This is a genomic window from Pseudoalteromonas spongiae UST010723-006, from assembly GCF_000238255.3.
GTDB classification, from domain to species: domain Bacteria; phylum Pseudomonadota; class Gammaproteobacteria; order Enterobacterales; family Alteromonadaceae; genus Pseudoalteromonas; species Pseudoalteromonas spongiae.
Genome location: NZ_CP011040.1, coordinates 1347104 through 1361909 on the forward strand (window position 1 = coordinate 1347104; position 14806 = coordinate 1361909).

The window sequence follows — 14806 nt, forward strand, 5'->3', positions numbered from 1 at the left end:
GGAAGATACTATGACGTTTGAACTAACAGCATTTAGAAATATCGCACAAAATAAAGGCCTAAAAGACACTGCTAACCTGATAGACAATCATGGCGGGAAGTTCGGAGATATTTCAGCATTAGGGTCGGGAACAACGCCGTTACGTGCCGAGTTTGTAAAATCATTAGATCAATCAGGCATGATGAAAGGTTTGAGCCAAGAACAGCAAACAACCTTAAAAAATAGCGCATCCCCTCTCACCGTAGGTGAAGTAAGAGCAGTCTTTGAGTCATCTTCTATTGATATTCGAGGTAACGACAAAGTCGCTGCAGCAAAAGAAAGTACTATTGCTCGCCAAGGATTGGTAGGTATGGGAAGTACAGCCTTTGAAGCCGTCAAAGAACACATAAGCGGCCAGTTAGACCGTATTATCGATATGGAAAACAAACTTAATAGTTACAGAGAGCATAAGGCAGCAGGGACCTTAAGTACCTCAGAGTTAACACCTGAACAACAAGAAGTATTGGAAGCAATAGATGAGCTATACACCGAAACACCTATCGAAAAAGCATTAGCGCACAGAAAGGCAAGACTTCTCGATAAAATTGACACTAACAAGATAAATATTGCAGGGATATTTGGTGATTCATATGACGACATGAAAACCCGCCTTGACGCTTTTACCAATTTTTACCTGATTTCAACCGATGCGCATAGTAAGGAACGCTATGATTCAGCCCGTGAAAATGATGTCTTCACAGATAGAGGAAGAGGAGACAACATAGCAAGGCGTGATCGCGCCCCAAGTGCAAAAGACAAAAACTCAGGAATTTCTGCCCAAGAGCATCGCCGTGAGTCACAAGAAAACGTGTTTGCGAAGTCAACTTTTCATGCCAAAGGCAAACTGACAGCCCAAGATGTCGATGCGAGCAATACAGTAAAAGCTTTTCGAGAAAACGGTGCGCCATTTATTGGTGGTGTCTCAGGTTCGCTTCTGTCAGAAATATTAGACATAGAATTTGCAGCTGATGGTAAAGAACCCAAAGTTGCAGATAGTGACGGCATTAGTGACGATGAGCTAGCCAAACGTGAGCTATTGCTCGGCGTTAAAAGCATGGAGCTTATTGCTTTGGGCCATCATAGCTTGTCTGAGTGTTTAATTGCAGCACAAACACTTGGCTATTTCCAACACATCGAAAGCCCGCTGAAAGATTATCCAAAAGCTGTCTCTCAATTTGAACAATTTATGAATGACGCTTTAAAAGATAAACCTGAGGCAGCCCCTGAAGTAGCAATGGTTGCCGCAGAACAAGCTGCGCCTTTGGGCGACATAGCTGATGACGCTGCAGCACCAATTATTGATGAAGTTGCTGTAGCAGCAAATAATGGTAACGAGCCAGCGGTGGCTGTCGCCGCCGTAGAGCCCAAAAAATAGGTGAAAGGGGTTCTGCTCTTGTAAAAGAAAAAGAGTCACCCATTAATTAGCCGACGTAAAATCCTAAACATAGAAAAACACCCAAACTAAACCAAATTAGAATGGGTGTTTTTGTAATTCCTGATGGGTAAATCGTTGGTGATTTTTTAGTGTATTGATTTAAAAATAAATATGCTTGGCTTGATAGTCGATAACCAATTTTCCGCCTTTGAAATCTGCAAGGCCCATTAGTATTACTGGCTTATTTTCATAGCCGAGTTTTTTAAATACTGGCATATCAGAGACCGTTGTATTAGCGCTAGTTACGGTATGTTCGCCAATATTAAAACTTACCTCACCTAACTTTTGTTTTTGTATTGCTTTGCCATGAAGGCCCTTGAGGTCTTCTTTGTCTTTTTTCTCAACGTCAAGCTTTGCCAATAAGAGAGAGTTAATGATATTTATAGGTGCGCCTGTATCTAACACCGCATCAACATTGTGGCCATTAAACTCAACATTAAACTTAATAAATTCTTCATCAAGCCAAAACGCTTGCGATTTTAAATCATGCGTAACTTGCTCTGAACAGGTTTGTGCATGAAAAGTCACTTCACTTTTAACAAAATCTAAAACGGTGCAGTGTTTTTCTAAAAATCCATACCCTAAAATACCCGGCACTTTACCTTGTGCGGTTTTAAGCACGGTTAAATCTTGTGTTATGTAAGGTAAATCCATCACCGAAGTATGACCAACACGGGTTGTATTGACGTTTGCTTGCGTGAGTATCATTTTACTTGTTGCACTGGTCACTTCTTCTTTTTCGAGTGCGCTTTCTGGCAATGCCAACTCATTTAATAAACTATTTGAAATAACTCCTGAAGTAGCTGCGGTATCTAAAACCATAGGTACTGTGTCGGCGTTATTTAACTGAACATCCACCATAACATGGCCATATTGTGTGAACTGCATTGGCATTGTAACTGGTTTCGTGTTCTCTTGATTTGCATTAGTTGAGAAACTCATAATACCCACAACTACTGTACTTAAAATTGCTTTCATAAATCACCTGCTTTGTTGTTTTTTGTTTTGTTAGGTGTACTTTAAAAAGCAATTGTTAAGCAATTATCAAGATTTTTTAAAAAGCCTTAATGAAAACTTTGCGCCTTTATTTGGTTCACTTACTACCGTCAATGTTGCACTTAAGAGCTCCGCAAGTTGCTTACAAATAGGCAACCCGAGGCCTAAGCTATTGGTATCGTTACGCGACGTTTGTACTCGGTAAAAGCGCTCAAAGATATTGTCTAATTGAGTTTGCGACATCCCCTCACCATGGTCTTCTACGGCAATATCAACATACGTGTCACAAGCGTTTAGACTTACTGCAATAAACTGTCCAGCTGAGCCGTATTTAAACGCATTATCAAGTAAGTTCACCAATATTTGCCTAAGTCTTTTAGCATCGGTGACTAACCTAGTGTTTGGTGCTAAATCCGATGTAAACACAATGCCAAGCGAACTTGCCTGATGCTGATACTTAGCCATTAAATCAGTAATAAGCTGTGTAATATCAACTTCTTCAAATTGTAAGGTTAGCTGATTTGATTCGGTCAGCGATAACAGGCTTAAGTCATCAATTAACTGACTCAGTGATTCAACCTCTTTACCAAGTACGCTTAGCTGCTCAGGCTCCATCGGTAATATTCCGTCTTCCATTGCTTCAACCCGTGAACGAATGGCGTTGAGCGGTGTACGTAGTTCATGAGAAAGATCTGAATTCATCTGTCGATATTGCTGATGCAACCCTTGCAACCACGCTGCAAGGCGGTTGAAACTGGCTAGAATCTCCCCCACCTCATCGTGCTTAGTTACTTCAATACGGGTGTCTAAATTGCCATTTTCAATATCTTTAAAACTGTGTTTAAGGTGTTTTAGCGGCTTTAAAAAGTACCAGGCGCCCAACCAAGACAAAAGTGCAGCAAGCAGAGATAAGCCTAGCAAACTCAGCATAAATTCATCGGCCAAGCGCGACATCAACAAAGACTCTTGATGCTTTCGCTCCAGCGTATTTTTGGGTAACCAAAATAATGCATATTCACCCGTTTGGTCATTCAGTAGCAACTGTTCTTGGCTGAATTGAATTAATAATGGAGACTGATTGAGCGGCGCTATTTTAAACTGATGGCCGTGCTCCACAGCAATATAGGTAATCCGCAAATCGGTCGCACTTACTGATGGCAAAATAACGCGCTCATTTTGCACCAAAATAAATAACTGCTCAGTAAAGACATGAGATAGTGCTGTATATTGTTGCTGAACAGAAAAGTTGCGTGGTAACGAAGTAATCTGCGCTTCCACGTTATCATCATCCAGTAACTCAGTGGTCATTTGCACAACACTTTTTTGGTTAAACTCGACAAATGCATTACTTGCTGTGTATACACTTAACAAGTAATAAATTCCCAATAATACAAAAGTGCAACTAGCAACTAAGAGCGTAAATTTGGTACGTAATTTCATTGTGTTTTAGCCGCGACAAACTGATAACCTTGACCATAGTGTGTGGCAATATAGGTTGGATCTTTTTTACTATCACCCAACTTTTTACGTAAGTTGGCTAAATGGGTATCGACTGCTCTATCGGTGATATCGCTACGCCCTTGCCACACGAGATCAATCAGTTGTTCGCGCGAGATAATACGCTTTGCATGAGTGACTAAACTAACCAAAATGGCAAACTCAACAGCGGTAAGTTTTAAATGATCGCCAGCCAGTTTTACCAATTTGGCATCGACATCAATTTCTAACTGGCCGAACAACCATACTTGGTGCGCTCCTGTATGCTTGTAACTACGTTTAAGTAACGCTTGAACACGCGATACCACTTCTCTTGGGCTGTAGGGTTTACATACATAATCATCAGCGCCTAAGTCAAAGCCATGAATGCGGTCGCTTTCAGTTACCTTTGCCGTCACCATAATGCTGGGAATGTCTTTTTTGGTCGCATTTTTTAATAAAGAGAAGCCATCTCCTCCTGGCATCATAACGTCGAAAATAGCTAACTGAAACGCCAAATTATCGAGCGCCCGCTGAGCATCGACTGCATTATCAAAGTGACTAACTCGGTAACCTTGCTTTTCAAGATAAAGGGTTAAAATTTGTGCACTGGCGACATCATCTTCAACGTATAAAATATTAATGGTACTACTCATTGCATTCCTTATGCAGATCACATATCACGTCAAAAGCAACAAACTACAACAGCCACGTAACTAATGCAAAATCAACGCGCATCAAACCTGCATTTAATAAAGCGTTCTTCACTCAAATCCAAAGTGATTTTTTGCTTACAAAATAAAATAAGATGGGGCGAACGGATCGCCCATTAGTATGCCTGAAAGGTTAGTAAAATTAGGTGACTTTTTCTTCAATGCACAATTCTAGACCGGACTCCGTGTTTTTAACTTGCCCCCTCATTTGACCCCATTGATTTTCGTTCATTTACAATAAAGTAATAAAAATAGCTCCAAGTAGTTTGTTTTTATTAGATAATTTGCGCGCTATTAAGCAAATTAATTGGATATAAAAACAAACGATATGGAGAGATTAGTGAAATCTTTTAAAATTCCCGCTTCGGCCGTGGCTTTAGGTTTAATGCTTACGCTTACCGGATGTAAAACAACTTACAAGGTAGATCAAAATTTAGTTCAGCAATTTAAAACTGAACAACCAAAAGAAGATCAAACTTACGTTTACATGATTAGAGGGAGCAATTTTCAAGGAGGCGCTCGTGGCGCATGGATTGCAGTAAATGATAAAGTTGTGGCTGATCTTTCAAATGGCTCGCATACACTCTTGAAGTTGGATTCGGGAATCAATTCACTTCACCTAGTACAAGGACTAGCCGGATTTGGTTATGCGAAGATTGATAACCGACCCGGTGAAACCGTATTCATGTCAATTGACTACTCGACAGGAAAAACAACTGAGATTGACTACGATTTAGGTGCATCAATGGTAATGCGCACTAAGTATAAAGCCGAACTTGAAAGTCCAAGAAAAAATGATGCATATGACAATTTGCTCGCAAACCCTTCACTACTTGGTTTTGATATCATGCAAGATGGCAAAAACCCTATGAAGCCAGACGACGAACATGCTGTAATTAATTTTTTCCGCATGGAAAAACTGATAGGCAGTGTTCCATTTGATATATGGGATGAAGATGGTTTTGTTGCAAGTACGCGAGTGGGACAATATTTTCAAGTTAAAGTCAAACCGGGTAAGCATAAATATATTGCCCTTTCAGAACGTTATTCAGTACTTGAAGCAAATGTAGAAGCTGGCAAAGAGTATTTTGTAGAGTTTGATGTTGATATGGGCTGGAACCAAGCACATGTACAAATTTTACCTTTAGATGCTGAAGAAGACAAAAAAACCATCTCTAAATGGCAAAATAAAGCAAGATTAAAAGTGGTTAATCAAGACGTTTTAAACAGTAATGAATTTAAAACCCGTGTTGAAATGGCAAAAACCTACTTAGCACCAAAATTCAAAGCTGCGAATTCAAAAGAACTAGCGCAACGAGTGATGAATCCGGAAAACGGTAGGTTATAAACTGTCAATATAAAAGCTAGATAGTGTTATCTAGCTTTTAAAAAAGCGCTTTACGCAACGAAATAAACTGAATCTAAACCGAAAATCAACGACTATGACCCCATCGATTTACTCGCTGTATACCTGTTAATTCTGATGTTTTAATCAGTTGTTGTACTGCTAGCCCTTCAACCCACGTATCAGTAGACGCAATAAGGCTAACGTTTTCAGTAATTTTTGGATGAATTTGCCCATAATACCAACTCCTTCAAATAGGATTTAAAACGAAAAACGTATCGGCAAGTCAAGTGACTGGGGCGTAGCTTTATCAGAAAGCTAAAGAATTATTGGATGGACAAGACCTGCAAAGGATAATGATGTACTTGTCATGATTTTTACTTCTTTACTGTTAGTTGATGATTAATTAAGCGGCCGCATAATTATCAAACAATAATCACAAAGCAATAAATAATTGATAAATATTTATACTTCTGCGTTAATAACCACTATGAAATGGACTAAATTAAAACATCTTTCAGAACAAAGGATTGCTTCATCTATCCGCCCTAGGTTTTCTATTAACTGTGCGGCATATGGTGCCTGTTTATGCGGGCATGCTTGGATCACTCTTGATAAAAAAGTTGTTGCCAATTTTTGCACCCGAGTATTTTGGAACATTCCTAGAATGTTTGATGAGTCCAACAAAAAGTGGGTTTCCAAAGATCCTGAACTAATCAATAGAATAGCTTCTGCGAATAGTGACGAACTAAGTAATTACGGAGAGCTTAGTCGTCAAGATGCATATGAAGCATGTTGGGAGTTTGTTCATGACTTAAGGAGTGAACAGGCCTTAAACTCAGAAGACTCTCTAATTCAAACATTAGCAGTTATTGATAAGAGAAGGCTTAAAGAAATTGAAGCAGAAAACCTGCCCCCTCTCGCTAAAAAACTGCTACTAGAGCGGTGTATTGCCGAAAACGTCGAAACAAAATTAAAAGAAAAACATGAATGAATTAATTAAATGCTCCTGTTGCGACAAGATGCTGCTAGCAAACCAAATGGAACTGACTTTTGGTTTACCTGACGAAATTTTTGCATTACCTGAAGAAGAAAAGGAAGTCAGAGCCGAAGGAAGCACGGATCTATACGTATTGGATGGAAATCGATTTTTCGTGAGAGGATTAATTCCTCTGCCTGTTAAAAATCAAGAAGACTATTGTTTAGGCGCTTGGGCTGAAGTTTCTGAAAAAGACTTCGAAAGAATAGAAGAATTATGGGATGTAGATGTTCGAGTAGAAGAGCCTCGCATTGACGCAATCCTCGCAAACGCGTTTCCATACACCACATCTAACGGCCTTATTGAATTAGAGATTCAACTTCAAGACAGTAAATCTCGCCCCATGTTTTATATAACATCACATGGCTGCACTCTATTTGACGAGCAATCAAATGGAATTCCTGCTCATAGAGCATTTGAATACACGAGCTATACGAACAAAAATAGGTTTTCAGTCATTGAAGAAGATGAGCTTGAGTCCTCATCATGCAGCTGTTGTGAGAGTGAAATTAAGCTGTTCTGCGGTCGAGTTGAGAACCAACTTGGCGATGTGGAAGCAGATTATTGGATTCGCATACCAACAGGACACCCAAACAAGTTCACCGTTGCCATATCAATTGATAAAAATGATTATCCTCGCGTTGCTGTTTTATATGGAGAGAATGGTGATGAAGGTCTTACTTATTGGATTCAAGAAATTGAGAACTCCCCTTGGGAGGACTTTGGTGACTATGGAAAAGTGATAGGTCGTGACGAAGTTTTAGCAGATCAATATAGAGCTTTTTTCTTCGATGTGGTCGATCAAATTGCGGCACAAGACACAAGGTTGAAAACTCAAATTGGTCGAAATATAGAGGATTTAAATTAGATGCCATTCACGCCAATACATATGGGACCGGGGGTATTAATAAAGTCGCTATTACGAGGCAGCTTCAGTTTAATGGTGTTTGGCTGGACCCAAATTGTAATGGATATACAACCGTTAATCGTGTTGATAACGGGTGAAGGACATTTGCATGGTTTTACCCATACCTATGTTGGCGCAATATTAATTGCTCTTTTTGCAGCATTGACAGGAAAGTATTTATCAGAGCTTGGCCTAAAAATACTGAGGATTACGGAGAATGACACATCAATATCAATCAGCTGGGGGGTTGTATTACTTAGTGCATTTATCGGTAGTTTCAGCCACGTACTACTAGACAGCATTATGCATGCAGACGTTGAACCTTTTTTTCCCTTCACTCTGGACAACCAGTTTTTAGGAATAATCTCAGTGCCTGTATTACACAAAGTATGTTTATATAGTGGCTTAGTCGGCGCTGTTATTTATTATGGAATTAATTGGAAGTTAAAGAAGACGATTAACCATTAGTTTTCAATAAGGGAATTAGTAAAAGATGGATTTATCAACTTACCTAAATATGGTGATCGGTAGCTTTTGGTACCTGATCCCTCTATTTATATTTGTTGCAATCATAAAATCAGCCTGTTTCAAAGGCGTATTTGGTGAATGGCAAGTTAACCAGCTAATCAAATTTTTTCTCGACAAAAACGAATATCACTTAATTAAAGATGTCACCCTACCGACCGAAAATGGCACCACACAGATAGACCATATTATCGTTTCCAAATTTGGTATCTTTGTCGTTGAAACTAAGAACATGAAAGGTTGGATTTTTGGTGGCGATAATCAAAAGCAGTGGACACAAAAGATCTACAAGCATACATCGAAGTTTCAAAACCCGTTGCATCAAAATTATAAACATGTCAAAACGTTAGAAGCTTGTCTCACCACAAAGAAAGAATGCGTTTTTTCCGTCATTATCTTCATTGGTGATAGTACCTTTAAAACAAAAATGCCTGATAACGTAGCCTTTGCTCGTGGTGGTATTGAATATATTAAAAGTAAGAAAGAAATTGTTTTTACCAACGATGAAGTAGCCAATATTGTTGATCAGATTGAAAGTGGCCGTTTGAAGCGTGGATTCAAGACAAATCGACAACATGTTAAGCATGTAAAAGCGATTGTTGAACAAAAACCTGATACTAAACCATGTAAAAAATGCGGTGCTGAAATGGTGTTACGAAAAGCCACTAAAGGTAAAAATGCAGGTAATGAATTTTGGGGATGTAGTAGCTTCCCTAAGTGCCGCAATATTTTGAAAATCAGTTAGTAAAGTATAGATTTAAGGAAAATAATCAAGCTATTAATTGTATAGTAATCTCTAATTATTCGATGCTGTCAAAATACAAGAAATATAATCGCTAAGAGTGAATTTGATGCCTTTTCTAAAACTACAGTGGTCAAATACTGATCTGGCATTTATGGGCAGTCCCTAAAGCTATTTGAGTAGTTATTAAAAAAGGAATTATTAAAACATGCTGGGCTGAATAATAAAGAAACCCACTTTAATTATTGCTCAGTTGACCGAGCAACTAGAAACACTCCGATAAATGGCAAAGCAATTTCGTCATCAAAGATTGAAGCGATTTGATACTAATAAATATGGATTTTATTTAGAAATATTTGCGAGAGATAATATCTTCCCATAGACCTTTACCTTTTTTGGTGGGCATTGTTATCTAAGATGTTGACTCAATTTCGCGATTAAATAAGCAAGTAATTTGCTAGCATTCGCTACATTCGGTCGTCGTTTCTTTTCTAAGGGGGATCATGGGGTCATGGGGGATCATGGGGTCAGGGATCATGGGGTCAGGTCTTGCTTTGTGCAACAGCTCGGCTAACTGTGGAGTAATGCACACCAAAATAATTAGCTATTTCTAAAAAGCGAAGGGGTCAGATCTTGCATTGTGCAACAGCTCGGCTAACTGCACCCAACAATTACCACACTGGTTGCTTTTAAACTTTTAATCTCGATTATAAACTCACCTGTAGCCCCATACATATTGTGTACGCCACCTCCTTTGACGTATTATTCACGTTTTTATCAAATCAAATATACCATATTAAATTTAAAAGGATTTTTTGTGAACAAAACACTCTCTCGCAAGCTAGTTGCATTTGCTCTCTCTTCATTTCTCATAGGTTGTGGCGGTGGCTCCGATAGTAAAAAAGATTCAACTCCTGCTGTCGTAAACGATGCTCCAACTATCTCAGCGTTTTCTCCTGTCGAAGTATACGAACGACAAACGGTTACAGTTACACCTGATGCAAGTGATAATGACGGTAGTATCACGCAGTATTTGTGGCAGCAAACTTCAGGCACAGACATTGTTCAATTTGCTGCAAATGAATCAGAATTACGTTTTGTTGCACCCGACTTACAACAAGATGAAATAGTTACATTTGAATTAACTGTTACCGACAATGATTCAGCAACGGCTAAACAGATAGTTGAAATTACACTAAAAGCGTATCAAAACATTGAAGACCATCTTATTGATAACGCAGGCTTAAACATGTGTATCTCTCAATACGAGAACGCGGACTTAGGCATAGAATCTTTAGAGTGTATAAGCGAATCAATCGAAAGTTTAAAGGGCATTGAACTATTTACGCGATTGGAGAAAATAAACATACAAAGCAACAAGCTAAGTAATATCAGCTGGTTAACTGAATTAAATAACATAAAGGATTTGCAGCTCACACATGCGACAATTGATAATATTAGTAAAGACATAAAAAAAATTAGCTCGTTACAATCACTGTCTCTAAATAGTGCTCCATATACCTATAGCAAAATAGATGCAGACGATATTGCGCAGCTGACTTCACTCACTTCGTTAAGTTTAAATAATTTCGAAATAACTAACTCGGATGAGTTTCATAGATTAGCCAACATTGAAAGCCTTTCACTTACCGATCTAAACTTAACTTCTCTTAGTTTCTTAGTGGACTGGACTAAACTAACAAGCCTGAATGTTTCACATAATTTAAGGCTCTCTGACTTAAGCGCACTTATAAACCAAACTCAATTACTTAAGCTAGATGTGTCTGAAACCGCATTGTCTGATTTTAATCCGATTTCCAAACTTGTAAATTTAAAGCACTTAACACTAAACAGAGCCAATTCAGGCGTACTTGATATCAAAACGCTAGAACCTCTAAAACAGCTAGAAACGCTTGAAATCAATAATCTAAGAATTGAGTCGTTAAATAGTTTAGAAGCTTTAACCCAATTGACCTACCTTAGTGTAGCTTCTTCTAATTTAAGCAACATATCGTTCTTGTCCAAGTTAACTGAAATAAAAGAGTTAGATATAAGTGGTAACGCCCGCCTATCTGATATTAGCCATTTAATTCACTTATCAAAACTCCAAGTTTTAAGGGCTAGCAATAACCAAAACTTAGACGATTTATCACCTTTAGCCGAAGTAACGAGTTTAAAAGAGCTAGAACTAAGCAACTTGTATTATTCGTATGGTAGAGGAATAATTGATATATCACCTTTGAAGAATTTATCATCTTTGGAAAGATTAGACTTAAATAGTAATAGGTTAGAAAATATAGACACGTTATCATACCTAACAAATTTAAAAGAGCTTAATGTATCCTCAGCACAGCTCGATACTTTATTTAATTTTAGTCAACTTCAATCCATTGAAAAGCTTGATGCTAGTGCAAGTGGTTTAACATCAATTGACGAGCTAAACACGGTTGTTAGCCCTTATTTAGAAGAGATAAACCTGACAGGCAACGCTATTGCTGACATTAGCGGAATTAAAAATTTAGTAACGCTAAAAAGGTTAGATTTATCAGCCAACGATGTTGAAGACATTAGCCCTATTTCAGAATTGACTGAACTCGAAGTTTTGTCTTTATCTGAAAATCCAATTAAAAATATTGACGCTTTAGATAACCTCACAAACCTAAAAACTTTATCACTACGTGGGCTCACTGAAGTCACAAACATTGATAGCTTATTTAAATTAACAGCATTAAAAACTTTAGAACTTCATGATTCTTATAACATTTTATGTGAGGATATTGCGCGCTTAAAGCTTGAACTTAAAGAAACTAATATTTTAAGTTATAACAACTGTTTATCTAGCCCCGCCGATTTGAATTTAATTGAGGATGTAAACTTATTACATTGTATAACTGTAGGAAAGACAATCGTTGATATTAACGACATTACTTATTTGACTTGTTACGATAACGATATAAGCTCACTGAAAGGCTTAGAGCAATTTGTTAACATAACTGAGCTCAACTTAACTAAAAATAAAGTAACAAACATAAGTCCCTTATCAAGCCTAACATCATTAGAACACCTGAATCTAAATGACAATCAGGGCATAACAGACTTATCTCCTCTAGCAGACCTAACCAATATTTTCGCATTAAGGCTCGCAAATACCGGAGTCTCTGACATTAGTCCCCTATCAGGATTAACGGCTATGAAAATGCTTTTCCTATCACAAAACAACATACTTGATGCATCTCCTCTTATTCCATTAAATAGACTAGGAGCATTGTATCTCAGCGGCAATAACGCTTTAGATTGCTCTACATTAAAAGAAGTTAAAGAACTTGATTCACTTTATCATCTAACTATTCCAGAACATTGTCAGTAATTACTACTAGCAAAACGAAAGGAACATCTTCTAGTCAGCACCTGTTAACTATGCTAACAGGTGCTGACCGGAGGCTGTTATTGCTGTATCTATTAATATTCTATTAATCACGTGAGTTATCGAGTGATATATAGTTATTCTCGAGTATTATCGAGGACACCCACTTTAAATTTTAACTTCGTCATTTTTTTACCCAAATTTGTATGTTCAATTGCATAACATTTCTTTCTTAATGGGTGGCCAAATTAACTATGCCACTACAATGTTAGAAGGTTGAAATACAAATCAACGACTCAGCCCCCATTGACTAGCTGATTTAAAACATCGTATTTGAATGAGCCATTTGAGCAGGTATCTCTTGAATAACATCCCAATGCTCAACGATTTGACCGTCTTTCACGCGGAATAAGTCATAGAATGCCTGAGGCTTTCCATTCCAGCGCCCTTCACTTTGGGTCAATACAAAATTACCTTCGCCAAAAATTCGGTGAACTTTATGGTACTCAAACATATTGTTTTGAGATGCGAGGTAGGCAAGCGCTTCATTCAAACCATCTAAACCGTCTTTAACCATCGGATTGTGTTGATCATACTGCTTTGCGCTGATGTATTCGGTAATTTTTTGCGGCGCTTTACCGAAGAAAACATCTTGCATAAAGTTAGCAATAAGCTTTTTATTGGCCTCAGTTTTATCAATATCTTCAACCTTTGTTGGCCCATCAAACTGTGACCTACCACTAACGGTTTCTTTAACAATTGGCGCAATCGCATCCCAATGCTCGGCAACTTGTCCATTTTGCATGCGCCAGATATCAAAAGTGACCACTTCTTTAGCACCAAACGCTTCTGCGTTATTGTAGGTGTTGTGCATAATGATAAATTCACCATCTTGTAACAGGCGATGGTTTGTATAAGTCGTGCCCGCCTCTTTTAATTTAGGTAAAAAGCCTAACACCGGTGCTAACCCCGTGGGAACATGCGGATTATGTTGAATATAATCTTCTCGGAAGTACTTTTTAACGTCTGCTGCATTGTAATCTTTAAAAAATGCGTCTTGTGCTTTAATTGCTATTGCTTTCATTGAACTACCTTGGTTTAACGGTTCTAACGGCGTTGAATTGGCACTCACACTACTCAATATTGACATAGAGGTGATAATTGCAGCCAAGAACTTACTAGTTGAATGTTTGATTTTCATGATTTGCCTTAACGTGATGGCTTGTGATTTCGTGAATTTATAATAATAACTAACCAATCATTTGATTAGATGCTATTAATTGATTACTTTATTAAGCTTTACTTAACAGTTGGTCAGTTTAATGAGCATTTCATCGATTAATCGCCTAAAGCAAATGGCTATTTTTTGTAAGGTTATTGAATGTGGCAGTATGCGAGCAGCATCCGAAGCACTTAGTATGACGCCTTCAGCAGTAAGCCAATACATCACCCAGTTAGAAAATGAGCTTGAAGTTGCGCTAATCTATCGCTCAACACGAAGGCTTAGTTTGTCTGAAGCCGGTAAACGCTACTATCAACACGGAAAGAGAATGTTAATGGCTGCAGAAGATGCAGAAGATGCCATTTACGAAGTAAAGCACTCTTTGGAAGGTGAAATTCGTATTTCTGCAACAGTAGGCATAGCATCTCACCCTTTGGCACAAGGCTTAAAGGAGATCCTAGATAACAATATTGGCTTATCGATTACTGTTATAGCAAATGATAAAAGTATTGATCTGGTTGCAGAGCACATTGATATTGCCGTGAGAGTAGGCGAGCCTGAAGAGTCTAATTTTATTTATCATTCTCTAGGAAAATTAGCTAAAAGCATCTTTGCAAGCCCTGAGTATCTCAAAAAGCATAGTAACCCTGTTCTGCCAAGCGATCTGAAAAAACACTATTGGTTAAAACACCTAAGCCAAGGAAAATTTTCGGATATCAGTCTTACTCATTCAAATAACGAAACATTTCATTATCAACCTAAATATAGAATGCGCTTTAATGATATCAATGCGCTCACCAGCCATGTGCAAGCTGGGTACGGTATGGCTATTTTGCCTGATTTAGAAGTCCAACATTTAATCAAGGCAGGTATGCTAGTAAAAGTGTTACCAGACTGGCAATTAGATCCCCTAGATTTATATGCGTTAACCATTGATAGAAAACAATCGTACAAAGTAAAAGCTGTTCTAAAAGCACTTAAAGAGTTTTTTGCTTAAATCAAA

Annotated in this window: 12 protein-coding genes; 8 read left to right on the forward strand and 4 right to left on the reverse strand. The window is 38.1% G+C overall.

The annotated features are described in order from the left end of the window. Window positions 1-10: 10 nt before the first annotated feature. On the forward strand, window positions 11-1414 hold the full coding sequence (locus PSPO_RS20260; RefSeq protein ID WP_010558700.1) for a hypothetical protein: 1404 nt from the start codon (window positions 11-13) through the stop codon (window positions 1412-1414). A gap of 159 nt (window positions 1415-1573) precedes the next feature. Here PSPO_RS20260 and PSPO_RS20265 read toward each other — a convergent pair whose 3' ends face one another. From PSPO_RS20265 to PSPO_RS20275, 3 genes are all read right to left on the reverse strand, one after another. After that, window positions 1574-2452, reverse strand: a complete 879-nt coding sequence (locus PSPO_RS20265) for an aspartyl protease family protein (protein ID WP_010558699.1) — start codon at window positions 2450-2452, stop codon at window positions 1574-1576. 66 nt (window positions 2453-2518) lie between these two features. After that, window positions 2519-3841, reverse strand: coding sequence for a sensor histidine kinase (locus PSPO_RS20270; protein ID WP_233430568.1), 1323 nt, complete (start codon window positions 3839-3841; stop codon window positions 2519-2521). Window positions 3842-3906: 65 nt separating this feature from the next. After that, entirely contained in the window at window positions 3907-4602 is a 696-nt protein-coding gene (locus PSPO_RS20275; protein WP_010558697.1) for a response regulator transcription factor, read from the reverse strand. A 397-nt stretch (window positions 4603-4999) separates the two neighbouring features. Here PSPO_RS20275 and PSPO_RS20280 point away from each other — a divergent pair, with 397 nt between their 5' ends. From PSPO_RS20280 to PSPO_RS20305, 6 genes are all read left to right on the forward strand, one after another. Further along, on the forward strand, window positions 5000-6007 hold the full coding sequence (locus PSPO_RS20280) for a hypothetical protein (RefSeq protein WP_010558696.1): 1008 nt from the start codon (window positions 5000-5002) through the stop codon (window positions 6005-6007). Between the two features lie 487 nt (window positions 6008-6494). Further along, on the forward strand, window positions 6495-6998 hold the full coding sequence (locus PSPO_RS20285; protein ID WP_040641880.1) for an SF0329 family protein: 504 nt from the start codon (window positions 6495-6497) through the stop codon (window positions 6996-6998). Next, window positions 6991-7911, forward strand: a complete 921-nt coding sequence (locus tag PSPO_RS20290) for a DUF2199 domain-containing protein (RefSeq protein ID WP_010558694.1) — start codon at window positions 6991-6993, stop codon at window positions 7909-7911. The genes PSPO_RS20285 and PSPO_RS20290 overlap by 8 nt, the downstream gene beginning before the upstream one ends. A gap of 99 nt (window positions 7912-8010) precedes the next feature. After that, window positions 8011-8418 (forward strand): metal-dependent hydrolase, encoded by a 408-nt coding sequence (locus PSPO_RS20295; RefSeq protein ID WP_233430570.1) that lies wholly within the window; start codon window positions 8011-8013, stop codon window positions 8416-8418. A 25-nt stretch (window positions 8419-8443) separates the two neighbouring features. After that, entirely contained in the window at window positions 8444-9220 is a 777-nt protein-coding gene (locus PSPO_RS20300) for a nuclease-related domain-containing protein (RefSeq protein WP_010558692.1), read from the forward strand. Window positions 9221-10034: 814 nt separating this feature from the next. After that, window positions 10035-12584 carry a leucine-rich repeat domain-containing protein gene (locus tag PSPO_RS20305; protein ID WP_010558691.1) on the forward strand — a complete coding sequence of 850 codons (2550 nt, stop codon included), beginning with the start codon at window positions 10035-10037 and terminating at the stop codon, window positions 12582-12584. A 316-nt stretch (window positions 12585-12900) separates the two neighbouring features. On the opposite strand, the gene PSPO_RS20310 is transcribed toward PSPO_RS20305, so the two are convergent. Beyond that, a complete protein-coding gene (locus tag PSPO_RS20310; protein ID WP_010558690.1) occupies window positions 12901-13782 on the reverse strand; it encodes a nuclear transport factor 2 family protein in 882 nt (293 codons plus the stop codon). Between the two features lie 121 nt (window positions 13783-13903). Here PSPO_RS20310 and PSPO_RS20315 point away from each other — a divergent pair, with 121 nt between their 5' ends. Beyond that, window positions 13904-14800 (forward strand): LysR substrate-binding domain-containing protein, encoded by an 897-nt coding sequence (locus tag PSPO_RS20315; RefSeq protein ID WP_010558689.1) that lies wholly within the window; start codon window positions 13904-13906, stop codon window positions 14798-14800. Window positions 14801-14806: the final 6 nt, after the last annotated feature.

Bases quoted from the DNA above. Each gene is read 5' to 3' on its own strand.
- PSPO_RS20265 (WP_010558699.1), bottom strand. From the start codon at position 2,452: ATGAAAGCAATTTTAAGTACAGTAGTTGTGGGTATTATGAGTTTCTCA.
- PSPO_RS20310 (WP_010558690.1), bottom strand. From the start codon at position 13,782: ATGAAAATCAAACATTCAACTAGTAAGTTCTTGGCTGCAATTATCACC.
- PSPO_RS20315 (WP_010558689.1), top strand. From the start codon at position 13,904: ATGAGCATTTCATCGATTAATCGCCTAAAGCAAATGGCTATTTTTTGT.
- PSPO_RS20285 (WP_040641880.1), top strand. From the start codon at position 6,495: ATGAAATGGACTAAATTAAAACATCTTTCAGAACAAAGGATTGCTTCA.
- PSPO_RS20300 (WP_010558692.1), top strand. From the start codon at position 8,444: ATGGATTTATCAACTTACCTAAATATGGTGATCGGTAGCTTTTGGTAC.
- PSPO_RS20275 (WP_010558697.1), bottom strand. From the start codon at position 4,602: ATGAGTAGTACCATTAATATTTTATACGTTGAAGATGATGTCGCCAGT.
- PSPO_RS20260 (WP_010558700.1), top strand. From the start codon at position 11: ATGACGTTTGAACTAACAGCATTTAGAAATATCGCACAAAATAAAGGC.
- PSPO_RS20290 (WP_010558694.1), top strand. From the start codon at position 6,991: ATGAATGAATTAATTAAATGCTCCTGTTGCGACAAGATGCTGCTAGCA.
- PSPO_RS20295 (WP_233430570.1), top strand. From the start codon at position 8,011: ATGGATATACAACCGTTAATCGTGTTGATAACGGGTGAAGGACATTTG.